21 protein-coding genes are annotated in these 21,772 nt (G+C 72.2%); 8 read left to right on the top strand and 13 right to left on the bottom strand.

The features are described 5' to 3' along the window. The first annotated feature begins 23 nt into the window (after positions 1 to 23). Both G569_RS0130140 and G569_RS0130145 read left to right on the top strand, forming a co-directional pair. The gene (locus G569_RS0130140) at positions 24 to 419 is read left to right on the top strand and encodes an ATP-binding protein (protein WP_157592422.1); all 396 of its coding nucleotides are present in this window, start codon (positions 24 to 26) and stop codon (positions 417 to 419) included. A gap of 51 nt (positions 420 to 470) precedes the next feature. Then, a complete protein-coding gene (locus G569_RS0130145) occupies positions 471 to 1,199 on the top strand; it encodes a lipoate--protein ligase family protein (RefSeq protein ID WP_028066180.1) in 729 nt (242 codons plus the stop codon). A 108-nt stretch (positions 1,200 to 1,307) separates the two neighbouring features. On the opposite strand, the gene G569_RS0130150 is transcribed toward G569_RS0130145, so the two are convergent. After that, positions 1,308 to 1,658 carry a hypothetical protein gene (locus G569_RS0130150; protein ID WP_028066181.1) on the bottom strand — a complete coding sequence of 117 codons (351 nt, stop codon included), beginning with the start codon at positions 1,656 to 1,658 and terminating at the stop codon, positions 1,308 to 1,310. Between G569_RS0130150 and G569_RS52770 the strand changes: the two genes are divergently transcribed. Then, a complete protein-coding gene (locus G569_RS52770) occupies positions 1,629 to 2,459 on the top strand; it encodes a hypothetical protein (RefSeq protein ID WP_157592423.1) in 831 nt (276 codons plus the stop codon). The two genes, G569_RS0130150 and G569_RS52770, sit on opposite strands and share 30 nt — an antisense overlap. Here the strand turns inward: G569_RS52770 and G569_RS61665 are convergent. From G569_RS61665 to G569_RS0130170, 3 genes are all read right to left on the bottom strand, one after another. Continuing rightward, a complete protein-coding gene (locus G569_RS61665) occupies positions 2,437 to 2,808 on the bottom strand; it encodes an ATP-binding protein (RefSeq protein WP_084285795.1) in 372 nt (123 codons plus the stop codon). The two genes, G569_RS52770 and G569_RS61665, sit on opposite strands and share 23 nt — an antisense overlap. Positions 2,809 to 2,836: 28 nt before the next feature. Beyond that, positions 2,837 to 4,228: an NAD(P)/FAD-dependent oxidoreductase gene (locus G569_RS0130165; RefSeq protein WP_053227331.1), complete on the bottom strand. Its 1,392-nt coding sequence runs from the start codon at positions 4,226 to 4,228 to the stop codon at positions 2,837 to 2,839. A 76-nt stretch (positions 4,229 to 4,304) separates the two neighbouring features. Further along, complete coding sequence (locus tag G569_RS0130170) at positions 4,305 to 5,660, bottom strand: amidase family protein (RefSeq protein WP_028066184.1); 1,356 nt, start codon at positions 5,658 to 5,660, stop codon at positions 4,305 to 4,307. A 27-nt stretch (positions 5,661 to 5,687) separates the two neighbouring features. Between G569_RS0130170 and G569_RS0130175 the strand changes: the two genes are divergently transcribed. Beyond that, entirely contained in the window at positions 5,688 to 6,095 is a 408-nt protein-coding gene (locus tag G569_RS0130175; RefSeq protein ID WP_028066185.1) for an acyl-CoA thioesterase, read from the top strand. Here G569_RS0130175 and G569_RS52775 read toward each other — a convergent pair. Together G569_RS52775 and G569_RS64835 are read right to left on the bottom strand one after the other, a co-directional pair. Next, positions 6,083 to 6,595, bottom strand: a complete 513-nt coding sequence (locus G569_RS52775; RefSeq protein ID WP_053227180.1) for an AAA family ATPase — start codon at positions 6,593 to 6,595, stop codon at positions 6,083 to 6,085. The two genes, G569_RS0130175 and G569_RS52775, sit on opposite strands and share 13 nt — an antisense overlap. 35 nt (positions 6,596 to 6,630) lie before the next feature. Next, a complete protein-coding gene (locus G569_RS64835; RefSeq protein WP_211233136.1) occupies positions 6,631 to 7,539 on the bottom strand; it encodes a PRC-barrel domain-containing protein in 909 nt (302 codons plus the stop codon). A gap of 63 nt (positions 7,540 to 7,602) precedes the next feature. On the opposite strand from G569_RS64835, the gene G569_RS61675 reads away from it, so the two are divergent. Together G569_RS61675 and G569_RS64125 are read left to right on the top strand one after the other, a co-directional pair. Continuing rightward, on the top strand, positions 7,603 to 8,643 hold the full coding sequence (locus G569_RS61675) for a hypothetical protein (protein ID WP_028066187.1): 1,041 nt from the start codon (positions 7,603 to 7,605) through the stop codon (positions 8,641 to 8,643). Positions 8,644 to 8,681: 38 nt separating this feature from the next. Then, the gene (locus G569_RS64125) at positions 8,682 to 8,999 is read left to right on the top strand and encodes an STAS domain-containing protein (protein WP_503473929.1); all 318 of its coding nucleotides are present in this window, start codon (positions 8,682 to 8,684) and stop codon (positions 8,997 to 8,999) included. Here the strand turns inward: G569_RS64125 and ppc are convergent. Beyond that, a complete protein-coding gene (gene ppc, locus G569_RS52785) occupies positions 8,949 to 11,591 on the bottom strand; it encodes a phosphoenolpyruvate carboxylase (protein WP_053227182.1) in 2,643 nt (880 codons plus the stop codon). The two genes, G569_RS64125 and ppc, sit on opposite strands and share 51 nt — an antisense overlap. 94 nt (positions 11,592 to 11,685) lie before the next feature. Here ppc and G569_RS0130205 point away from each other — a divergent pair, with 94 nt between their 5' ends. Next, positions 11,686 to 12,885 carry a hypothetical protein gene (locus G569_RS0130205; RefSeq protein WP_053227183.1) on the top strand — a complete coding sequence of 400 codons (1,200 nt, stop codon included), beginning with the start codon at positions 11,686 to 11,688 and terminating at the stop codon, positions 12,883 to 12,885. Here G569_RS0130205 and G569_RS52790 read toward each other — a convergent pair. The 5 genes from G569_RS52790 to G569_RS52805 all read right to left on the bottom strand — a co-directional run bounded on the left by G569_RS52790 (position 12,869) and on the right by G569_RS52805 (position 18,056). Beyond that, positions 12,869 to 14,089 (bottom strand): sulfate adenylyltransferase subunit 1, encoded by a 1,221-nt coding sequence (locus G569_RS52790; RefSeq protein WP_037500289.1) that lies wholly within the window; start codon positions 14,087 to 14,089, stop codon positions 12,869 to 12,871. The two genes, G569_RS0130205 and G569_RS52790, sit on opposite strands and share 17 nt — an antisense overlap. A gap of 2 nt (positions 14,090 to 14,091) precedes the next feature. Beyond that, positions 14,092 to 14,943: a sulfate adenylyltransferase subunit CysD gene (cysD, locus tag G569_RS0130215; RefSeq protein WP_371683494.1), complete on the bottom strand. Its 852-nt coding sequence runs from the start codon at positions 14,941 to 14,943 to the stop codon at positions 14,092 to 14,094. Positions 14,944 to 15,005: 62 nt separating this feature from the next. Next, positions 15,006 to 15,881 (bottom strand): sulfite exporter TauE/SafE family protein, encoded by an 876-nt coding sequence (locus G569_RS52795; protein ID WP_053227184.1) that lies wholly within the window; start codon positions 15,879 to 15,881, stop codon positions 15,006 to 15,008. A gap of 4 nt (positions 15,882 to 15,885) precedes the next feature. Further along, on the bottom strand, positions 15,886 to 16,473 hold the full coding sequence (locus G569_RS52800) for a phosphoadenylyl-sulfate reductase (protein WP_053227185.1): 588 nt from the start codon (positions 16,471 to 16,473) through the stop codon (positions 15,886 to 15,888). After that, a complete protein-coding gene (locus G569_RS52805) occupies positions 16,470 to 18,056 on the bottom strand; it encodes a nitrite/sulfite reductase (protein WP_053227186.1) in 1,587 nt (528 codons plus the stop codon). The genes G569_RS52800 and G569_RS52805 overlap by 4 nt, the downstream gene beginning before the upstream one ends. Positions 18,057 to 18,208: 152 nt before the next feature. Here G569_RS52805 and G569_RS59285 point away from each other — a divergent pair, with 152 nt between their 5' ends. Further along, on the top strand, positions 18,209 to 19,546 hold the full coding sequence (locus tag G569_RS59285; RefSeq protein WP_028066190.1) for a PAS domain-containing protein: 1,338 nt from the start codon (positions 18,209 to 18,211) through the stop codon (positions 19,544 to 19,546). Here the strand turns inward: G569_RS59285 and G569_RS52815 are convergent. Beyond that, entirely contained in the window at positions 19,543 to 21,768 is a 2,226-nt protein-coding gene (locus G569_RS52815; protein WP_053227187.1) for an ATP-dependent helicase, read from the bottom strand. The genes G569_RS59285 and G569_RS52815 overlap by 4 nt on opposite strands. Positions 21,769 to 21,772: the final 4 nt, after the last annotated feature.

Here is a 21,772-nt window from a genome sequence, read left to right on the forward strand (position 1 = left end):
GACAAAGCGGGTAGCGGCGCAGGGTGCCCCAAGCCGCGTGGTCCTTCACGGCTGCGCGCGAAACCCCCATGCAGGCCCGCCGCACAGTCGTCGACTGGGCGCAGAAGCACGTGGAGGATCGCGCCGTCCTCAGCGATATCGCGCTCGCGATCACCGAAGCGACCACGAACGTCGTCCTGCATGCTTATCGCGACCGGTCGGTACCCGGGTTGGTCACCGTCAAAGCCGAGGCCTTCGACGATCACCTCTGCCTCTACGTCCTCGACGAGGGGAGCGGGCTCGCTCCGCGGGTGGACTCTCCGGGCCTCGGCCTCGGGCTCGGGCTGATCGCCCAGGTGGCCGACTCCGCCGACGTCCGCACGCCGGAGACCGGCGGCACCGAGGTGGTCATGCGCTTCAACCTCCTCCGCGCGGCATAGATGGCACGGGTCGCGGGCGCGGGCGCGGGCGGCTCGTAGAGTCTCTTGGCGATGCAGCTGGTGCGCTCCGGGGCCGCCGGTTCGGCCGCCCTCGAGCTCGCGGTCTCGCACGCGCTGCTCAATCGCGTCGCGGCAGGGGAGCTGGGGTCGACGCTGCGCGTCTACCGGCCGGCGCCGGCGGTCGCGTTCGGCAAGCTCGACGCGCTGCGTCCCGGCTACGCCGCCGCGGTGGACGCGGCCCGCGCACATGGTTTTGAGCCGGTCCTGCGCCTCCCGGGCGGGCATGCGGCGGCTTACCACGCGTCGTCGCTGGCGATCGACGTGGTGTGGGCGCTGGAGGACCCCGTCGTCGGCACCCACACGCGCTTCGCGGAGGAGGGCGAGCGGCTCGCGGGCGCGCTGCGGACCCTCGGCGTCGACGCCCGCGTGGGCGAGGTCCCGGGCGAGTACTGCCCGGGCGCCTACAGCGTCAACGCGCGCGGGCGGGTGAAGCTGATCGGCACCGCCCAGCGCCTCGTCCGCGGCGCCGCCCTCCTCGGCGCGTCGATCGTCGTCGGCGACGGCCCCGGCATCCGCGCCGTCCTCGATGACGTCTACGCCGCCCTCGACTTCCCCTGGGACGCGACCACCGCCGGCGCGATCGACGAAGAGGTCCCAGGCGTGACCGTCAACGCGGTCGAGGCCGCGGTGATCACGTCATTCGGCCCGCTCGAGCCAAGCTCGCTGGACGCCGCTACGCTCGCCCTAGCCCACCACCTCTCACCCCAACGCCAACCTTAACCCCACCTAAGGTGCCTGACCCTTTATCCCGCCGTTAGGTTCGAACACGGCGCCAGGCCGAGGTCGCAACTAAAGCGAATCTAAGGGGTCAGGCAATTAATGTTGGCTTTAGGTTCGGGTCACGAGGAGTTCCGAGCGGGTGTCGCCCAGTTTGAGTGGGATGCGCAGGACGCCGGTGGTCGGGCGCTTCGGGAGTGGGACCGCGACGCGGTTCGCGCCCCTGCGGAGGTGGAGCGTGCGGCCGGCGGCGGTGAGTGTCATGTCGAGCCGCAGTTCGAGCGGGTCGCCCGCCGCGACCTGTGTTCGGGCCGCGTCGATCACCGCGACCGCCGCGTCCCATTGGCCCGCGAAGACGAGCAGCTCGACCAAGTCGCCGGCGATCTCCGCGCCGCGGCGCGGGTCGTCCGTCAGGCGCTGGGCCTCCTGCAGGTGCGCGATCGCGGCCGGGTCCTGCAGCATCGCCTCCGCCGCCGCCAGCTCGCGCAGCAGCGTCGCGCGATCGAGCCCGCTCTGGAGGCTGTGCCGCAGGTACGCGGCGGCGTTCTCGGGCGCGCCGCGGGCGAGTGCCGTCCGCGCCGCGCCGCGCAGTTGCTCGACCGCCCACGGCTCGGGCGCGGCGAGCAGCAGCTGAGCGGCGACACGGTCGGGGTCGGCGCCGTCCTCGGCCAGCAGGCGGGCGGCGCGCCCGTGCTGCTCGGCCCGCAGGACGGCGGGGATGTCGGGGTGGATCGAGGTGCGGACGACGGGATGGGTGAACGTCGTGCCGTCGATCAGCTGCGCGCCCTGCAGCGCGGCGGCGGCGGGAGCGACATCCCAGGCGTCGAGGCCCGCGAGGCGGCCGGCGAGGTGCAGGGGCGCGCCGTCGCCGAGGATCGCGAGCGCGCGGGCGAGCTCGGGCGCGCCGGGGCCGAGCGCCTCGAGCCGTCGCAGGAGCCGGTGCGAGAGGCCCTCGGGGCCGAGGTCGCGGACGCGCTCCTTCCCCGCCTCGGTGGGTGCGACGCCCTGGCGCGCGGCCTCGGCCAGCAGCGCCTGAGCGGCGCGGGGCGGACCACCTCGGCGCCGAGGGTGAACTCGGACAGCAGGCTGCGGTCCGTGCCGGGCTCGGCGGGACGGAGCGCGCCGGTGACTAAGAGGCGGATCCCGTCGAGGCGGCGGGCGAGGAACGCGAGGAACCGCAGCGACGGTGCATCCGCCCAGTGGATGTCGTCGATGACGATCAGCGCGGGCCGGCGCTCGGTCAGCTCGACCAGCAGCCAGTAGAGGCCGTAGAGGGTCGCGTAGTCGGCGTCGGCGCTCGGGAGCGCGTCGCCGAAGAGCGGCCGCGCGTGCACCGCCCCGCCACGGAACAGGGCGCCTCGGTCGGCGCGCACCAGCGGGTCGAGCAGCTGCCGCACCGCACCGAACGGGAAGTCGCGCGCTCCAGCTCCGCGCCGCTCGCGGTGAGCGCGAGCGCGTCGCGCTCCACCGCGATCTCCCGCACGGCCGCCAGCAACCGCGTCTTCCCGATCCCCGCCGGGCCTTCCACCAGCACCAGACCGCCGCGGCCGACCCCCGCGGCGTCGACGAGCGAGCCGAGCGTCGCGAGTTCCTCATCGCGCTCGAACAGCACGGCGAGAACATAAAGGGGTCAGGCCCCTTTATGAGTCGAAACCGAGACCGAGGGCGTCGAGGAGGCGGAGCCAGGGGCCGCGGCGGCCGTCGTTGCGGTCGGCGGCGGCGAGGCGGCTGCGGGTGTACTGGACGACCGCCCAGCGCAGGGGTTCGGGCGGGAAGGGGATCGGCTTGGAGCGGACGTACTTCAGTCGCGTGGCCTCGGTGTCGCGGCCGTCGAGGAGGTCCAGGGCGGTCCGTCCGCCGAAGCGGGACGCGCCGACACCGAGCCCCGTATAGCCCGTCGCGTACGCGACGCGGCCGCCGAACGCGGTGCCGAAGAAGACCGAGAACCGCGAGGACGTGTCGATCGCGCCGCCCCAGCGGTGGGTGAAGCGCACGCCCTCGAGCTGCGGGAACGTGTGGAAGAAGTGCTGCGAGAGCGTGGCGAACGTCGGGTCGTGCTCGTCCCAGCGCGGGCCGACAGGGCCGCGGAAGCGGTAGACGGCGTCCCACCCGCCGTACAGGATCCGGTTGTCGGCGGTGAGGCGGTAGTAGTGGAACTGGTTGCCGCCGTCGCCGATCCCCTGGCGGTTCGCCCAGCCGACAGACGCCAGCTGCGCCGCGCTCAAGGGCTCCGTGACCAGCACGTAGTCGTAGACCGGGACGACGTAGTGGGCGACCGAGCGCAGGAGCGGGGGATAGGCGCTCGTGGCGAGCAGGACCCGCGCGGCGCGGACGCGGCCGGAAGCGGTGAGGACCTCGACGGCGCCGGCGGGGCGCGCGGCGGCGGGCGGCGAGGCCGCGCCGGTGGGGCGAGCGGGCGGCGCCTCGCGGAGCGTGTGCACCGCCGAGTGCTCGAACACGCGCACGCCCGCGGCCAGCGCCGCGTCTCGGAGGCCGCGGGCGAGCTTGCCCGGGTCCAGCACGCCCGCGCCGGTGTGGTCCCACACGCCACCGACGTACGTCGGCGACTTCACCTCGGCGCGCATCGCCGCGCCGTCGAGCACGGTGACGCGGTGGCCGAAGCGCTCCAACGACTCACGTTCCTCGGCGACCCACGGCTCCTGGTAGGCGTCGGTCAGCGCGAGGAGCTCGCCTGTGGCCTCGAAGTCGCAGTCGATCCCGTACCGGGCGAGGTCCTCCACGATGCCCTCGAAGTTCGACAGCCCGAGCCGCTCCAGCACCTCCATCTCGCCCTCAAAACGCGCCAGGCCGTTGGAGATCCCGTGCGTCAAGGAGGCGACGCAGAACCCGCCGTTGCGGCCGGACGCGCCGAAGCCGGCCGTCTCGGCATCCAAGAGCACCACGTCGCGCCCCGGGTCCAACGACTTCGCATACAAAGCCGCCCACAGCCCCGTGAACCCGCCGCCCACGATGCACAGATCGGCATCGACGACCCCATGCAGAGCGGGCGACGACGACGACGGAACCGCCATCCAGAACGGCAGCGGCTCAGCGTCGGCGTACGCCGCCCGATGCGCCGCCGTGGGTGGCGTCGACGGCCAGGGCAAGCTAGAGCTCCGGCACCCGCTCCGTCAGCCCGGTCGCGCCGCAGAACGCCCGGGCGAGGTCGAGCAGCCCGGCCTCGTGCCGCGCCCGCCCGACGAGCTGCAGCCCCACCGGCAGGCCCTCCTCGGTGAAGCCGGCCGGAACAGCCACCGCCGGGTGCGCCGTGACCGTGATCCGCGAGCACGAGCGGAACCACGACAGGTACGTCTCCATCGGCACGCCGGCGATCTCCTCGGGGAACTCGACCTCCACGCTGAACGCGGGGACCTGCGTCACGGGCGCCGCCAGAGCGTCAAACCCCTGCAGGAACTCGCGCATCCGCGTGTAGAGCTCTCCGCGCAGCGAGAGCGCCCGCGCGATCCGCTCCGGGGTCAGCCCGAGCCCGAACCGGATGTTGCCGGCGAGGGTCGGCTTGACCTTGTGGACGAGCTCTTTGAAGGCGCCCGCGAACGTCACGCCGCGCAGCACCTCGAAGCACTCGTCCGCGCCCTCGAACGACGGCTCGGCGTCCACGACCTCATAGCCCAGCGCTTCCAAGGTCTCCCGGCGGGCCTCCAGCACCGCGCTCACGGCCGGATCGACTGGCAACCCACCCACCGTGCGGCTCCAGGCGATCCGCCCCGTGTGCTCCACGGACTCCATCGACCCGAGGAACGACAGCGGATCGCGCGGGTCAGGCCCCGCGAGCGCCGAGTACAGGAGCGCGACGTCATCCACCGTGCGGCCGATCGTCCCCAGCACGGGGAACGGGTTCCAGGGATCGCCCGGCCCGTGGTCGGGAATCCGGCCCGGCGAGGGTCGCAGCCCGACGAGGTTGCACATCGCGGCCGGATTGCGCACCGAGGCGCCGAGATCCGACCCGTCGGCGACCGGCACCATCCCCGACGCCACCGCCGCCGCGGCGCCGCCGGAGGACCCGCCGGGCGTCCGCGACAGATCCCACGGGTTGCGGGTCGCCCCGAACACCGCGTTGAACGTCTGCGAGCCCGCGCCGAACTCGGGCGTGTTGGTCTTGCCGATCACCAGCGCGCCGGCCGCCCGGAGCCGCTCGACCAGCAGCGAGTCGGCCACCGGCACGTGCGAGGCGAACAACGGCGACCCGTACGTCGTGCGCATCCCCGCCGTGTCCTCGAGGTCCTTGACGGCGAGCGGCAACCCATGCAGCAGACCCCGGGGCGGCGAAGCGTCGGCCTCATCGGCCATGCGCAGCGCGACCTCGGGCTCGACGAGCGTGACGATGGCGTTCACGCGCGGGTTGACGGAATCGATCCGGGCCAGGTGCGACTCCATCACCTCGCGCGCTGAGAACTCCCGGGCCCGCAGGCCCGCGGCGAGCTCCGTCGCGGTGCGGCCCCACACGGCGCAACACCCTACTGTGCGGACGCAATGGGAGACTTCGTCCACGAGCTCCGCGTCCGCTACGGCGAGTGCGACCCGCAGGGGATCGTCTTCAACCCCAATTACCTCGCCTACTTCGACCACACGGTCACCGAGCTGTGGCGAGCGTCGAGCATCGGCAGCTGGGAGGCGATGGTCGTGCGCGGCCTCGACGTCGTCGTCGGCGAGGCCAACATCCGCTTCCGCTCACCCGCCCGCTTCGACGATCTGATCGCCCTCCACGCCCGGGTCGCCAAGTTCGGCACGACGAGCCTGACGCTCGAGATCGAGATCCTCCGCGACGACGAGTTGCTGGTCGAGGGCTGGCTGCGGCAGGTCTTCGTCGACGCCGAGACGTGGCAGAAGACCGAGATCCCGGACTGGGTCCGGGAAGCGCTCGCCGTCTACGCGGCCTGAAGCACCGGCCGCGCGACCGGGACGAACTCGAACGCGTCGACGTCCCCGGCCGACGCGCGATCGAGCACCCGCACCGAGGTCCAGCCCTCGAGCACCGGTCCCGCCATCAACGCATGCCAGCGCGCGACCTGCCGGTCCATCTCCTCCTCGGAGACCGTCCGGCCGCGCCGCCGCTGACCCGCCTCGGCCGACGCGCGGTCGGCGTGCAGCAGCACCAGATGCGCCGGGCGCCCGCGCAACCGGGCGAGCAGGGCGATCGTCCGCCGCGTCAGCGGCAGCGTCCCGCGCGAGTGGATGACGACCGGCCGACGGCCGAGGACCGCCGCCGCGATGCGCGCGTAGTGGCCGGGATAGAGCAGCGGCCCGCGGCGCACGCGGTCGTCCGTGTCCACCACCCGCGCGACCGAACGATCGACCGCGCGGCGCAGCAGCGTCGTCTTCCCCGCCCCAGGCACGCCGGCGACGACGATGACCGAGTCTGAGGGGAAGATGAGGTTCACGGCCCTCAGTGTGAGGGCCGTGGATTAACGAATGGTCAGCGCAGCTTGCGGATCAGGAACAGCAGCACGACGGCGACCGCGACACCGATCGCGAGGTTCTTGCGCTCGCCCAGCACGTCGAGCGGCCCGCCCGACGGCTCCTCGGTCGGCGGGGGAGGGGCGGCGTGGATGCGCGGCGGCTCGGGCTCGGGCACGGCGGGCGCCGGCTCCGGCTCGGGCGCCGCGAGGACGGGCTCCGGCTCGGGCTCCGCGACGACGGGCTCGGGCTCGGGCTCGGGCTCCGCGACGACGGGCTCCGGCTCCGGCGTCGCCGTGGCCGCGAAGTCCTCGGAGGCCGCAGGCGGCTCCGGGATGTCGGCCGCGTCGAGCTCCTCGGCCGACGGCGGCTCGGCCGGCGGCGGAGCCATGTTCGTCGGCTCCTCCTGGGCGGCCGCGCTCCACGAGGACTGGACGGACGGGCCCTCGTAGGTCTTCCACGGGTCCTCGGGCTCCGGCTCCTCGGCCTTCGCCCACGGGTCGGCCGGCGTCGGCTCCTGCTCTGAGCCCCACGCCCCAGGGGTCGGGCCGGTCGCCGGTGGCTCGTGCTCGGCCGGGAGCCCTGAGCCGCTGTCGGAGTCGGAGTACCCGAGCCCGTAATGGTCGTAGAGCCGGCGCTCTTCGGACTGGTCGATCCGCGGCTCGGAGCCGATGCCCGGCGCGCTGCGGATCGCCTCCGCCGTGTGTGCGACGCGAATCCGCGACGACTCCACGGAGGCATCGGCGAGGGGGACGAAACGGGCGTCGTCGCCGGTCACGTCCACGAGCACCCATTCGGGGCGCCCGGTCTCGCGGTCGAGGTAGATCTCGCGAACACCACCCAGCCGCTCCCCGCCAGAGTCGAGGACGTCGCGACCAGGCCATTCGCCGTAGTCCCCGAATTGGGACTGAGAGGGAAGCTGAGCCATAGAGTGGACTTGCCCGCTCAGGGGCGGGCGCATGCGTCGGGTCAGGTAGGTTCATGAACGCGCATGACCGACCCACGCGTCCTGCTCGAACGGTACAAGCCGCGCCTCGTCTATGACTCCCACGAGGTCTACTTCGCGGACTCGGCCGCGATCTGGACCGACTCGCGCACGAACGTGCTCAAGCGCGCCACCGGCACCGTCGTCGCCAAACCGCCGCAGCTCAGCCTCGCGTTCCTCTCCGCGTACCCCGCGACGGCGACCGACACGATCGGCGACACGACGCGCGACTACGCGAAGAACGCGGCCAAGCTCCACCAGCAGCCGCAGTACCGCGACCGGGTCCACGCCCACGCCCGCCGCGACCCGCAGGGCCGCCTGTGGCTGCAGTACTGGCTCTTCTACTACTACAACGACTACCAGCTCCTCGGCCCGCTCTCCGGCGGCAACCACGAGGGGGACTGGGAGCTCGTCCAGCTGCGCCTCGGCGCGAACGAGAAGCCGGTCCAGGCCGTCTATTCGCAGCACAAGCTGGCCGAGAGCCGGCCGTTCAGCGGCACCACGCCGATCGTCTACGTCGCGCGCGGCTCGCACGCGAACTACTTCTCCACGGGCTCGCACTGGACGGGCAACTGGTTCGACCAGGCCGACGGCAAGGGCCCGCAGATCGCCCCAGCGCTGATCGTCCTCGAGGACGACACCCCCTGGGCGAACTGGCCCGGCTTCTGGGGCGACACGAAGACCGGCATCCTGCCCTTCGACTCGTCCAGCCCCGTCAGCCCCGGCGTGCGCCCGCATTGGCTGGACCCGTCGCTCCTCAAGACCGCCGCGCCCAAGGCCGCACCCGCGGCGCCCCCGCCGCCTCGCGCGACCGTCAAGCGCACCGCGGCCGGCGTCGTCGTCCACTACGACGCGCCCGCGAACGCGACCGCGCTGGCCGTCGCCATCCGGCCGAAGGGATCGGACGAGCCCGCCATCACCCGCGCGATCGCGCTCGACTCGCGCACCGGCGACCTCGCGCTCGACACCGACGGCCGGGACTACGACGTGTGGACGAGCGTGGTCGACGCCGACGGCGTGCCCTCCGAAGGCGCCAGAGCGCGGTGAGCGACATCGCCAGCGTGTTCGTGTGGCGGCACCGCCACGTGGTGGTCGTCGCGATCACCGGAGAGATCGATCTCTCGAACGCGCGTGAGCTCGAGGCGGCGATCGTCTCGGACCTCGGCGAGGCGACCGGCGTCGTGATCGACCTCGGCGGCCTCGAGTTCATCGATGCCGCCGGGGTCCACCTGCTGGAGCGGTTACGCGCCCGCGGGCTGCCCCTCGCCGTCGTCGTCGGCGAGGGGACTCCGACGCGGCGCGTGCTGGAGCTCGCGGGCGAGCAGCAGCTCTACGCCACGGAGGAGGAAGCGTTAGCCGGTGTTGCGCATGCCGGCGGCGATGCCGGTGATCGTCGCGAGTAGCGGCGAGCGGGCCTCCTCGCGGCCGGAACGCACGCGGCGCAGGAGCTCGACCTGCAGGTGCGAGAGCGGGTCGATCCACGGGTTGCGGTGCTCGAGCCGCCGCTGCAGCGCCGGCGTCTCGTCCAACAGCCGGTCCTGCCCGGTGATCAGCAGCACGCGCTCGACGACGCTCTCGTACTCCTCCACCAGGTCCGTCCAGAAGCGCTCCGCGATGTCGGCGTCGACCAGGCCGAGATAGCGCTCGGCGACACCGAGGTCGGACTTGAAGAGCGCCATCTCCAGCGTGCCGATCAGGCCGCGGAAGAACGGCCAGTCGCGCCACATCTCCCGATGCAGCGACAGGCCGCCGGCCGCCAGCGCCGCGCCCGCGCCGTACCAGGACGGCAGCAGCAGCCGGTTCTGCGTCCAGGCGAACACCCACGGGATCGCGCGCAGCGACTCGACGCCCGCGACGCCCTTGCGCGACGGCGGCCGCGAGCCGATGTTCAGCTGCGAGAGCTCGGCGATCGGCGCGACCTGGCCGAAGAAGCGCAGGAACTCCGGGTCGTCATAGACGAGCCCGCGGTAGCGCTCGCGCGAACGCTCCGACAGCCGCTCCATCTCCGCCCGCCACTCGTCCTGCACCGGCGGGTTCGGGAGCGCGGACGCCAGCAGGACCGCGCTGATCGTCTGCTCCAAGGACCGCTCGGCGAGCTCCGCGTCGGCGTAGCGGGCGGACACGGTCTCGCCCTGCTCGGTGATCCGGATGCGCCCGTTCACGGTGCCCTCGGGCTGGGCGAGGATGGCGCGGTAGGTGCGCCCGCCACCGCGCGACGGCGACCCGCCGCGGCCGTGGAAGAGCTCGAGCTGGATGTCGTTGTCGGCGGCCTGCGCCGCGAGCTGCTCCTGCGCGTTGTGCAGCGCCCACGTCGACCCGATGTAGCCCGTGTCCTTGCCGGAGTCGCTGTAGCCGACCATCACGGTCTGGCGGTTGGCCTGCGTGCGCAGGTGGGCGACGTAGGGCTCGCAGGCGTACAGCTCGGCCATCGTCGCGGGCGCCTGCTCGAGCGCCGCGCGGGTCTCGAACAGCGGCACCAGCCGCAGAGAGGACGCGCCCGCGCGCTGCGCGAGCCAGGCGGCCGCGAGGACGTCGGACGGCTTCTCGGTCATCGAGATCACGAACGCCGGAACAGCCTGCGGGCCGTAGGCGTCGGCGCTCAGAGCGACCGTGTCGAGCACGCGCAGCAGCTCGCCCGCCTCGCCGCCCGGGTCGCGCTCGATCCCGCGGCGGCCGGACGCGAGCGCCTCGGTCAGCAGCTCCTGGCGGCGCGGCTCGTCGGCGTCGCCGAAGCCCGGGAGGATCGCGGCCGTCGCCTCGCGGACCACGCCCGCGCCCTGGCGGATGTCGATGCCCGCGAGGTGGAAGCCGAAGACGTCGATCTGCCACAGCAGGCGGCGGATGTGACCCATCGCGACATGGCGCGAGTTCAGGTGCGCGAGCACGAGCTCGAGGTCGCGGCGCATCGCCTGCGCGTCGGCGTAGCCGGGCTCGCGCCCGCGCGGCGTGAGCGTGTTGCCGAGCCGGTGGTGGACGAACGCGAGCTTGGTCCGAAGCGGCTCCCACTCGCGGTGGGGGCGGCGCAGGCCGGCGGCGCTCGGCAGCTCCTCCGCGTCGTGCTCGAGCGACTGCAGCAGCTCCTCGGAGACCGGGATCCGCAGCGACGAGTGGCTGAACATGCGCGCCAGCCGGTCCACCCGCACGCGGAACAGGCGCAGCGCGGTGGTGCGGTGCAGCGAGAGCGCGGTCGCGAGCGTGTCGGCGCCCACCTCGGGGTGGCCGTCCATGTCGCCACCCGTCCAGGAGCCATACGACAGCACCGGCTGGACGAGCCGGACGGCGAGCGCGTGCTCGATCTCGCCCAGCACCGCCGGGATCGCGTCGAACAGGACCGCCTCGAAGAAGAACAGGTTGCGGCGGACCTCGTCCTCCACCCGCGGGCGGATGCGGCGCAGCTCGTCGGTCTGCCACCAGAGCGTGAGGACCTCGCGCAGCTCGTCGAGCAGCGCGCGGCGGCGCGAGTGGCCGATCCGCGGGTCGTCGAGGCGGTCCAGCAGCGCGGCGACGTCCCACTGGTGGTCGAGTACGGAGCGCCGCGTCGCCTCGGTGGGATGGGCGGTCAGCACGTGCTCGATCTGCAGCTGCGCGGCCAACGGCGCGATGTCGATGTCGTTGGCGCGCAGGATCTCGGCGGTCTCGGCCAGCGACTCGCGCTGGACCTCGCCGGTGGCGTCGTACTGACGGCGGCGGCGCACCCGCTCGCGCTCCTCGGCGATGTTCGCCAGCTGCAGCTCGAGCGAGCAGGCGCGGATGATCGGCTCGACCGACTCGTCAGGTACGCCGGACAGATACGAGACGAGCCGCTCGGCGGCTGCCTGGTCGCCGTCGCGCACGGATGCGGCGGTCTTGAACAGCCACTGCAGGCGGGACGCGAAGACGCGGCCCATCTGCTCCTCGAGCACCTCGATCAGCGAGGCTGAGAGGAGCTCGGTGTCATGGGCAAGGCCATCGGTCGCCGTCGCCGGCGAGGGGCTCGGTACATCGAGTCGCGTCATGGAGGGGATGTGGACGGCTTGGAGGGGAGGTCGCCCGGCAGTAATCCTATTTGGCCAAGCCGCCGAGTGCGACGTACGCCGTACGATATGGCGCGTGGCGAACGAGCACCACACCCGTGACGCGGCGATCTGGGGCGGCGCGCTGGGCGCCGGCGCCGGCGCCGTGCTGGCCGGCTGGCCGGGCGCGGTGATCGGGCTCGTGGTGGTCGCGCCCGCCACCGCCATCGCCAAGCCAGGGGCACTGTGGGGCCGCATCCTCCACAGCGCGCTGCTGATGGCGCTGATCGGCGCGCTGCTCGGGCTCGTCCTGGGGCCGCTGCCGACCGCGATCGTCTGCGGCGCGATCGTCGGCGCGCTCGGCGTGCGCCCGGCGAAGCTCGCGCTCGGCATCGCCACCGGGGTCGTGATCGGGCTCCTCGTCGACCAGCCCGCGCTCGCCGGCGCGCTCACCGCGCTCGTCTACCGCCTGATCGCCGCCTACGCCTACCGGAAGCGCCCGCTCGTGCGGATCATGGCCGAGGCGGTCCCGGCCGAGGAGCTGCTCTACGTCGTGCCCTTCGAGGCGCGGACGAAGTACGTCGGCGCCGACTACGTCGAGCAGCTGGCGGACCTTCAAGGCGGCACGTTCGCCCGCAACCCGCCGGACGTCGGCATCCTCGCGACGCTGGACTCGCTCAACGGGCCGACGTTCCAAGCAGACCGGGTTCACCCGCTGATCCGCGAGTTCTACGAGCACACGAGCCGCTTCAAGCTGAGCATCGTGCCCGAGTGGCGCACCTGGATGAAGCCGGCGTACACGCTCTTCAAGGCGACGGTCGCCGAGCCGCTCGGCCAGGCGACGATCCCGTCGAACATCGAGGAGGCCCAGCGCGGGATGATCTCGACGATCGACACCGTCTCCTTCGACGGCGACAACATCGACATCCGCGGGTGGGTCCGCACCTACGCGGACTCCGGCAAGCCGATCTACGTCGGCATCTACACGAGCTTCCGCCACGCCGGCCGCGGCTACGTCAGCGTCGGGTTCCCGATCCCGAGCTCGAACTTCACCGCGACGCTGCAGCCGCACAACGTCGACTCCGACGGCCTGCTGTTGACCTCGAAGTCGGACCTGCCGTTCCCCGGCCACTATCTGAGCGCGGTCGAGGACGGCAAGCTCACCGTCCTCAAGCTGCTGGCGTTCCAGGAGCGGATCCACGTGCACGTCGACGACGGCGAGCTGAAGACCGAGCACAGCTTCTCGCTCGCCGGGCAGCGCTTTCTGACGCTGCACTACGTCATCGAGCGGTTGTGACCATCCCCGCGGCGACCGTGTCGTTCGTCGCCTCGTCGATCAGGATGAACGCGCCCGTGGCGTGGCACTGCTCGTAGGCGTCGGCCGCGATCTCGCCGCCCAGCCGCAGCGAGACGTGGGCGATGTCGTTGAGCCGCAGCTCGTCGGCCGCCGGCCAGGCCAGCGACTCGAACTCGATCCGCCCGGAGATGCCGTCGATCCGCGCCGGGACCGTGCGGGTGCCGTGCTTGAGCAGGAAGCGGTCGCGCTCACGGGCGGGGCGGTCGCCGAGCCAGCAGATCGTCGCGGTGAGCTCTCGGGTGGGGGCGGGCGCGTCCTCGGCGGCGGCGATCAGCTCGCCGCGCGCGAGGTCGACCTCGTCCTCCAACCGCACCGACACGCTCAACCCGGTGTCGACCTGCTCGGCCGTCCCGTCGGCGTCGCGCACCTCGGCCACCCGCGACCGCGCTCCGCTCGGCAGCACGACGACCTCGTCGCCCGCCTTCAGCGACCCCGCCGCGAGCCGGCCCGCGGCCCAGCGCGCGCCGCCGTCCCCGCGCAGCACCAGCTGGACCGGCAGCCGCGCGCCGTGCACGGCCGGCGGCTCGACGGGGATCGTCTCCAGGCGCTCGAGCAGCGGCGGGCCCGCGTACCAGTCCATCGCCTCGGACTTCTCGACGACGTTGTCGCCCTTCAGCGCGCTGATCGGGATGAACTCGACGTCGCGCAGCCCGACGGCGCAGCCGAGCTCCATGACCTCGCGCACGACCTCGTCGAAGCGCTCCTCGGCGTAGTCGACCAGGTCCATCTTGTTGACCGCGACGATCACGTGGCGGATCCGCAGCAGCGCGGCGATCGTGGCGTGCCGGCGCGACTGCTCGGTCAGCCCGGCGCGGGCGTCGACCAGCAGCAGCGCGAGGTCGGCCGTCGACGCGCCCGTGACCATGTTGCGCGTGTACTGCGCGTGGCCGGGGCAGTCGGCGAGGATGAAGCGCCGGCGCGGCGTCGCGAACGAGCGGTAGGCGACGTCGATCGTGATGCCCTGCTCGCGCTCGGCGCGCAGGCCGTCGGTCAGCAGGGCGAGGTCGAGCCCGTCGACCGAGCGCTCCTCGACGTGGGCGAGCTGGTCGGCCAGCACGGCCTTGGCGTCGTACAGCAGGCGGCCGATCAGGGTCGACTTGCCGTCGTCGACCGACCCGGCGGTGGCGAGACGAAGGAGGTCCATGGCTAGAAGTAGCCCTCCTTCTTGCGGTCTTCCATCGCTGCCTCGGAAGCCCGGTCGTCGGCGCGGGTCTCGCCGCGCTCGGTGATGTTCGTCGCGGCGATCTCGGCCACCACGTCCTGGAGGTTCGTCGCCGTGGAGCGCACCGCGCCCGTGCAGCTCATGTCGCCGACCGTGCGATAGCGCACGGACGCGGTGAACGGCTCCTCGCCCTCCATCAGCGTGATGTACGGCCCCGTCGCGTAGAGCATCCCGTCGCGGGCGAAGACCTCGCGCTCGTGGGCCATGTAGATCGACGGCAGCTCGAGCTCCTCGGACGCGATGTACTGCCACACGTCGAGCTCGGTCCAGTTCGAGATCGGGAACGCGCGGATGTTCTCGCCGCGGCGTACGCGCGCGTTGTAGAGGTCCCACAGCTCCGGCCGCTGGCGGCGCGGGTCCCACGTCCCGAAGTCGTCGCGGAAGCTCAGCACCCGCTCCTTGGCGCGGGCGCGCTCCTCGTCGCGGCGGGCGCCGCCGAAGCACGCGTCGAGCTCGTAGGCCTCGATCGCGTCCAGCAGCGTGACCGTCTGGAGCCGGTTGCGCGACGCCCGCGGCCCGGTCTCCTCGCGCACGCGGCCCGCGTCGATCGACGCCTGCACCGAGCCGACGAGCAGCTCGAGGTCGTTCTCCGCGACCAGCCGGTCGCGGAACTCGATGACCTCGGGGAAGTTGTGCCCCGTGTCGATGTGCAGCAGCGGGAACGGGACCTTGCCCGGCGCGAAGGCCTTCTGGGCCAGGCGCACCAGGACGATCGAGTCCTTGCCGCCGCTGAACAGCAGGGCGGGCTTCTCGCGCTCGGCCGCGACCTCGCGCATCACGTGGATGGCCTCGGCCTCGAGCGCGCGCAGGTGCGAGAGCGCAGGTTGCGTTATGGCTGTCACGGGTCGGTCCTTGCGATAAGCGGAGTTTGTACGGGCCGGTCCTTGAGGACGTAGTACGCGAACGCGCCGAGCACGAGCGGCACGGCGACGATGACGGCGGCGGGGATGTCCACGCCCGCCTTGGTGAGCAGCGCGAGGCCGGCGGAGAGCAGCACGACGCCCAGTGCCGGACGCAGGCCGCGCTCGGGCAGCTTCGTCGCGAAGTGGGTACCGAGCCACACGCCCGGCAGCGACCCGATCAGGATCGTCGCCGTCAGCATCAGGTCGACGTTGCCGGAGAAGAGGTGCGCGATCGCGGCGACCCAGAGCAGGATCGCGGCGTGGAAGACGTCGGTGCCGACGACCCGGCGGGGCGCGAGCCGGAAGCCGAGGATCAGGCCGATCGCGATCAGGGTCCCCGAGCCGGCGCTCGTCAGCCCGAGCACGAAGCCGACCGACGCGCCGAGGACGACCGCGGCGACCTTGTGGCGCGTGTCGAGGACCACCGTGTCGCGCTCGTCGGCGCCCTGCTTCATCAGCGCCCGGAAGAGCACGAGGGCGCCGGTCAGCAGCAGCGCGCCGGCGATCAGCGGCAGCAGGATGTCGTCGAGCCCCAGGCGCTCGAGCAGGATCACGCCGAGAACGGCGCCCGGGCAGGAACCGACCGCGAGCCACCAGGCGAGGTTCGTCTGCACGGTGCCCTTGCGGAAGTGCAGGAAGCCACCCGCGGTCTTGGTGATCGCGGCGTAGGCGAGATCGGTCCCGACGGCGACCACCGGCTTGATGCCGAAGACGAGGATCAGGAGCGGCGTCATCAGGCTGCCGCCGCCCATGCCCGTCGTCCCGACGAGGATGCCCACGCCGAAGCCGAAGAGGATCAGCCAGGGATCCATCAGCTCAGACGTGCAGTCCGCACTCTGTCTTGGACAGACCCGCCCAGCGACCTTCGCGGCCTTCGCCGGGCTGCGTGCAGGGCGCGCAGCCGATCGACGAATAGCCCTGGTCGTGCAGCGGGTTGTACGGCAGGTCGCGGTCGACGATCCGCTTCCAGAGGTCCTTCTCGGTCCACTCGACGAGCGGGTTGAACTTCCAGATCCCGCGCTTGTCGTCCCACTCGACCGGCTGGGCGTTCGCGCGCGTCGGGCCCTGCTCGCGGCGGATGCCGGTGATCCACGCGTCGACGCCGCTCAGCGCGCGCTCGAGCGCGGCGACCTTGCGCTCGCCGCAGCAGTGCGCCGGACCGGTCCAGTCGCCGGTCGCGTCCTCGATCTCGACGTCGACCCCGAAGCGCTCCTCGAACGCCCGCCAGGTGGCGAGCGTCTCGGGGAACAGGACGCCGGTGTCGATCGTGACGATCCGTGCATCGGGCGCGATCCGGACGAGCTCGTCGACCAGGACCGACTCCTCCTTCTGGAAGGAGCACAGCATCACGAGCCGCGGGTGGTGGCGCTCCACCGCCTGCGCCAGCACCTCCGTGATCGTCATACGACGGGCTCTTCTACGGGCGCGAGCTCGTTCGTCCACCACTCCGGCTCGGTGCGGCCCGCGAAGTCGCGGAACGTCTCGCCGTCGTCGTGGTTGACCTCGTAGAGGTTGAAGATCTTCAGGAGCGTCTCGTTGAGGTCCCAGTTCGGGACCTTCTTGATGACGACGTCGCCGAACTTCGGGTTCTCGCCCAGGCGGCCGCCGATGCGGATGTCCATCGCCTCGACGAACTCGCCGTCGACCTTCTTGAGCACGCCCTCGATGCCCACGTCGGCGATCTGGTGCTGCGCGCAGGAGCTCGAGCAGCCGGCGAAGTGCAGCCGGAAGTCGTCACCGTGGCCGTTCGGGCGCACGTGCTCGTCCAGGAACGCGGCGATCTCGACCGCGCGCGACTTGGTGTGCACCTTCGCGAGGCCGCAGAACTCCTTGCCGGTGCAGGTCTGCAGGCCGCGCTGGAAGAGCGTCGGCGTGGGGGTGAGGTGGCCGATCAGCGGCTCGGCGAGGAGCGCGTCGATGTTCTCGTCCGGGATCCACGGCAGCACGACGTTCTGCTGGTGGGTGAGGCGCAGTGCGTCGTCCTCGCGGGCGCCGTGCTTGCGCGAGAGCTCGACGAGTTCCTTGAGCTGGCTCGCCTTCAGGCGGCCGACCGGGACCACGACGCCGACGGTCGAGTGCACGCCGTCGGCCTGGGGGAGGACGCCGATGTGGTCCTCGCCCGACAGGCCCGGGGCCTTCGGCACGCCGTGGCGCAGGTCGCGACCGACGCGCTCGACGATCTCGGCGCGCAGGCCGTCGCCGCCGAGGCGGTCGACGAGGAACTTCAGGCGCGCCTTGCCGCGCGCCTTCCGGTTCTCGTCGGAGTCGCGGAAGATGCCCGTGACGGCGGCCACGACCTCCGGCGCCTCCTCGGGGGAGACGAAGATGTCGACCCAGCGGGCGAAGCGGGGCTGCGTGGAGAGCCCGCCGCCGACGCGCAGGTTGAAGCCCTTCGTGCCGTCCGGGTGGATGGCGGCGCTCAGCGCGATGTCGTTGATCAGCCCGCGCGCGCAGTCCTCCGCGCAGCCCGTGACGCTGACCTTGTACTTGCGCGGAAGGTTCGAGTAGAGCTTGTTGTCGAGGAAGTACTCGTGGATCGCCTCGGACGTGGCGTAGCCGTCGACGATCTCGTCATGCGCGAGCCCGGAGACGGTGCAGCCGACCACGTTGCGCGTGATGTCGCCGCACGCGCCGGAGGTGGTCAGGCCGACCTCCTCCAGGCGCCGGAAGATCTCGGGGATGTTGTCGAGCGTGATCCAGTGGATCTGGAAGCACTGGCGCGTCGTGCAGTCGATCACGCCGCGGCCGAAGTCCTCGGCGATGCCGGCCATCGTCTCCGCCTGGGCCGCGCTCAGCTTTCCCTGGATGACCTTGACGCGCATCATGAAATGCCCGTCGCCGGTGTTGTGCGCGTAGAGGCCGTACCACTTGAGGAGGCCGACGTGGTCGGGGTCCAGCGTCTCCCACCCCTCGCGCGCGGCGCGAAGAAGCTCAGGGAGAACGTCGAGCCCGTCCGTTGCCGCCTTGATGCGTTCGATCTTGCTCATGGGGTCCGTACGACGGTACCCCGCGAACGCGCAATTCACAAGGAATCCGATCAGGATTTACATGTATCTATCCCGATCGGCTTCATCGAGTTTAGCGAAGATCGGGAGAAACTACGGTCCAGACCCCATTCGTCCTCGCCGAAGACCGTGGTGTGACCGAACGTCCCTTCAGCATCGACGAGCTCTTTGTGTCCACCACGGACCGCAAGGGCCACATCCGCATGACCAACCACGTCTTCGTGCGGGTCAGCGGTTACGAGCGCGACGAGCTGATCGGCAAGGCGCACAACGTGATCCGTCATCCGGACATGCCGCGCTCGGTGTTCCGCCTGTTCTGGCAGTTCCTCGAGGCGGGGAGACCCGTCGCCGCCTACGTGAAGAACCTGGCCAAGGACGGCGCCTACTACTGGGTCATGGCGATCGCGATCCCGGTGCCCGACGGCTACTTGTCCGTGCGGCTGAAGCCCACGAGCCCGCTGTTCGACGTCGCGCGCGAGATCTACGCCGACGTCCGCGAGGTCGAGTTGGGCGCCGAGGGCGGCGACCCGCGCGAGCGCAAGGCGTCGATCGAGGCCGGCACCGCCCGTGTCGCGGAGCGCCTTTCCGCCGCCGGGTTCGAGGACTACGAGAGTTTCATGCGCGCCGCGTTCGCCGCGGAGGTCGCCGCGCGCGAGCAGGCGCTGACCGGCGTGTCCCGCTCGCGCGACCTCACCGACGCCGAGGCCGGCCTGCGCGGCGTCGTCGACGCCTCGGTCGAGACCGTCGAGATGCTGCACGGCCTCGGGCGCAGGCTGACGGGACACGGCGAGCTGTCGGAGTCGCTCAAGAAGCGGTCCGGGTTCGTGCGGGAGCTCTCGGAGTCGATCCGGCTGTTCTCGTTGAACGCGATCCTCTCCGCGTCGCGCCTGGGTGACGGCGGCGCGGCGCTCGGCGCGGTCGCCGGCCTGCTGCGCACCCGCTCCGACGCCGCCGCGCCGGAGATCGTCACGCTCGGCACCGAGCTCGAGCAGGCCGTCGAGCTGCTCGCCGAGACGACCTTCCGCGCCGCGGCGGCGAAGATCCAGGCCGAGATGATGACCGCGTTCGCCGACGAGCTGCTCGACGACAGCATGTCGACCGCCGAGGCCGCCCCGCAGTTGCGGCTGCTGGCCGAGGCGATCGCCGAGGCCTCCGAGAGCGTGTGCTCCTCGATCGCCGCCGTCGACGCCAACCTCGACCGCCTCTCGCGCGTCTCCCGCGCCGTCGAGCAGCACCTCGACGTGATCCGCGCGCTCGAGGTCAACGGCCGCATCGAAGCCGCCCGCGTCCCGGACACCGAGCAGGTGCGGGTCCTCTTCGAGGAGATCTCCAAGCAGGTCGAGGCGGCGGGCGGCGAGCTGCACGTCTTCTCGGCGCTCGGCGACCGCGAGGACCGCGACGACGGCAGCGCCGCCCGCGAGTCGCGCGAGCTGACCACGCGCGTCCGCACCGCGGTCGCCGCGCTCGCTTAGTCGAACAGGGCGTCCGGGGTGACGTTCAGGCGGCGTGTCGTCGTCACCGGCGCGCCGTAAGGGTTCAGCGGGTCGTCCGGGAGGCGTGTGACGTCGCACGCCGCGAGCACCTCGGGCGTGAGGAAGCGGCTCGCCTTCCCGTAGCCGTGGGCGTCGTCGCGGCCCTGCGGGCGGTGGTGGTAGCGGACGGGCACGTAGAGCGTGAGCTGGCGGCGCGCGCGGGTCATGCCCACGTAGAGCAGCCGGCGCTCCTCGTCGATCTGCTCGCTGGTGCCCGCGGACATGCAAGCGGGGAAGTTGCCGTCGTAGACCGCCAGCACGTGCACGCTGTCCCACTCGAGGCCCTTGGCGGAGTGGATCGTCGAGAGCGTCAGGTAGTCCTCGTCCAGGTGCGGCGGCTGGGCGATGTCGGCGCTCGAGCTCGGCGGGTCGAGCACCAGCTCGGCGACGAAGTGGCGCGGATCGGTCGCCTGGTGCGCCGCGCTGACGAGCTGGTCGAGGTCCTGGACGCGGATCGCTCCGTCCGGGTAGCGCAGCCGGATCAGCGGCGCCAGCGCGTCCCGCAGCCGCTCGGCGCGCGGCCCGGGCCGCTGCTCCTCGCGCGCGTCGCGAAGCGCGGCGATCAACGCGTCGGCGTGCTCGCGCACCCGCGGCGCCAGCAGCTCCCGCGCCCACGACCATGCCGCGAGCCGGTCGGGGATCGCGGCGAGCCGCCCCTCGCCGACCTCGTCCCGAGCGGAGAGGGCGAGCCGCGCCTGCCGCGCCTCGCCTTCGGGCGCCGCCGCGGTGCCGGGCGCCGCCGCGGTGCCGGGCGCCGCCGCGCTGTCGGGCGTCTCCGCGCCGTCGGGCGTCGCCGCGCCATCCCGCGCCGGCCCCGCGATCGCCGCACCCACGTCGTCCCCCGACATCGCCGCCATCAGCTTGCGCGCGGTCGCCGGGCCGACGCCCTCGACGAGCTGCAGCACGCGGAACCACGCGACGTCGTCGGCGGTGTTGTCGACCAGGCGCAGCGTCGCCACGAAGTCCTTGACGTGGGCGGCTTCCAGATACCGCAGGCCGCCGTACTTGTGGAACGGGACGCGGCGGCGGGTCAGCTCGAGCTCGAGCATGTCGGAGTCGTGCGAGGTACGCGCCAGCACCGCCTGCGCCCGCAGCTCCATGCCCTGCTCGCGCGCCTCGAGGATGCGGTCGCAGACCTCCTCGGCCTGGGCCGCCTCGTCGCGGACCCACACGACCCGCGGGCGGACACCGCCCTCGCGCACCGCGCGCAGTTGCTTCGGGAACGCCCGGGTCGCCTGCGCGGCGAGGGCGTTGGCGGCGTCCAGCAGCGGCTGGGTGGAGCGGTAGTTGCGCTCCAGCGTCACCACGCGGGTGCCGGGGAAGTGCTCCGGGAAGTCGAGGATGTGCGCCGCCGAGGCGGAGCGGAAGCCGTAGATGGCCTGGAAGTCGTCGCCGACCGCGGTCACCGTCGGCCCGTGCGAGCCCAGCGAGCGCGCGAGGTCGACCTGCAGCCCGTTGACGTCCTGGTACTCGTCGATCAGCACGTGGTCGAACGCCGAGGCCAGCCGCGGTCCGATCACGTCGTCGGCCGCCAGCGCCCGCCAGAACAGGAGCAGGTCGTCGAGGTCGCAGACGCCGAGCTCGCGCTTGCGCGCCGTGTACGCGCGGAAGAGGTCCGAGATCGCCTCGCGGTGCTCGGACACCCACGGGAAGTGCTCCTCGATCACGCCCGACAACGGCTGCTGCGCGTTGACCGTCCGCGAATACACGTCGAGCAGCGTGCCCTTCTTCGGGAAGCGCGTCTTCGAACGCGCGTGGCCGTGCTCCTCGCGCAGCAGGTCGAGCACGTCCGCGGCGTCGCCCGCGTCGAGCACGCCGAACCCGCCCGGCAGACCCAACGCGGCCGCGTGCCGGCGCACCAGCCGATGCGCCACCGAGTGGAACGTCCCACCCAGCACACGCGACGAAGCGGGCACCAATCCGCGCGCCCGCTGCAACATCTCTCTCGCCGCGCGCCGGGTGAAGGTCAGCAACAGGACCCGCTCGGACGGGACGCCGGACTCCACCAGCCACGCCACGCGGGCGCACAGCGTCGTCGTCTTCCCGGTCCCGGCCCCGGCCAGGATCAGCAGCGGACCGCCGCTGTGCGTCGCCGCTTCCCGCTGCTCGGGGTTGAGCTCATCGAGCCAGGGTCGATCGTCCGTCTGGGCCAGAACCGCCATACGG

The organism is Solirubrobacter soli DSM 22325, assembly GCF_000423665.1.
GTDB lineage: Bacteria > Actinomycetota > Thermoleophilia > Solirubrobacterales > Solirubrobacteraceae > Solirubrobacter > Solirubrobacter soli.

Excerpts from the sequence above, each read along its gene's own strand:
- G569_RS0130145 (WP_028066180.1), top strand. The coding sequence starts at position 471 with ATGCAGCTGGTGCGCTCCGGGGCCGCCGGTTCGGCCGCCCTCGAGCTC.
- G569_RS0130150 (WP_028066181.1), bottom strand. The coding sequence starts at position 1,658 with ATGCTGCAGGACCCGGCCGCGATCGCGCACCTGCAGGAGGCCCAGCGC.
- G569_RS0130165 (WP_053227331.1), bottom strand. The coding sequence starts at position 4,228 with ATGGCGGTTCCGTCGTCGTCGTCGCCCGCTCTGCATGGGGTCGTCGAT.
- G569_RS0130175 (WP_028066185.1), top strand. The coding sequence starts at position 5,688 with ATGGGAGACTTCGTCCACGAGCTCCGCGTCCGCTACGGCGAGTGCGAC.
- G569_RS64835 (WP_211233136.1), bottom strand. The coding sequence starts at position 7,539 with ATGGCTCAGCTTCCCTCTCAGTCCCAATTCGGGGACTACGGCGAATGG.
- G569_RS61675 (WP_028066187.1), top strand. The coding sequence starts at position 7,603 with ATGACCGACCCACGCGTCCTGCTCGAACGGTACAAGCCGCGCCTCGTC.
- ppc (WP_053227182.1), bottom strand. The coding sequence starts at position 11,591 with ATGACGCGACTCGATGTACCGAGCCCCTCGCCGGCGACGGCGACCGAT.
- G569_RS52790 (WP_037500289.1), bottom strand. The coding sequence starts at position 14,089 with ATGGACCTCCTTCGTCTCGCCACCGCCGGGTCGGTCGACGACGGCAAG.
- cysD (WP_371683494.1), bottom strand. The coding sequence starts at position 14,943 with ATGCGCGAGGTCGCGGCCGAGCGCGAGAAGCCCGCCCTGCTGTTCAGC.
- G569_RS52795 (WP_053227184.1), bottom strand. The coding sequence starts at position 15,881 with ATGGATCCCTGGCTGATCCTCTTCGGCTTCGGCGTGGGCATCCTCGTC.
- G569_RS52800 (WP_053227185.1), bottom strand. The coding sequence starts at position 16,473 with ATGACGATCACGGAGGTGCTGGCGCAGGCGGTGGAGCGCCACCACCCG.
- G569_RS52805 (WP_053227186.1), bottom strand. The coding sequence starts at position 18,056 with ATGAGCAAGATCGAACGCATCAAGGCGGCAACGGACGGGCTCGACGTT.
- G569_RS52815 (WP_053227187.1), bottom strand. The coding sequence starts at position 21,768 with ATGGCGGTTCTGGCCCAGACGGACGATCGACCCTGGCTCGATGAGCTC.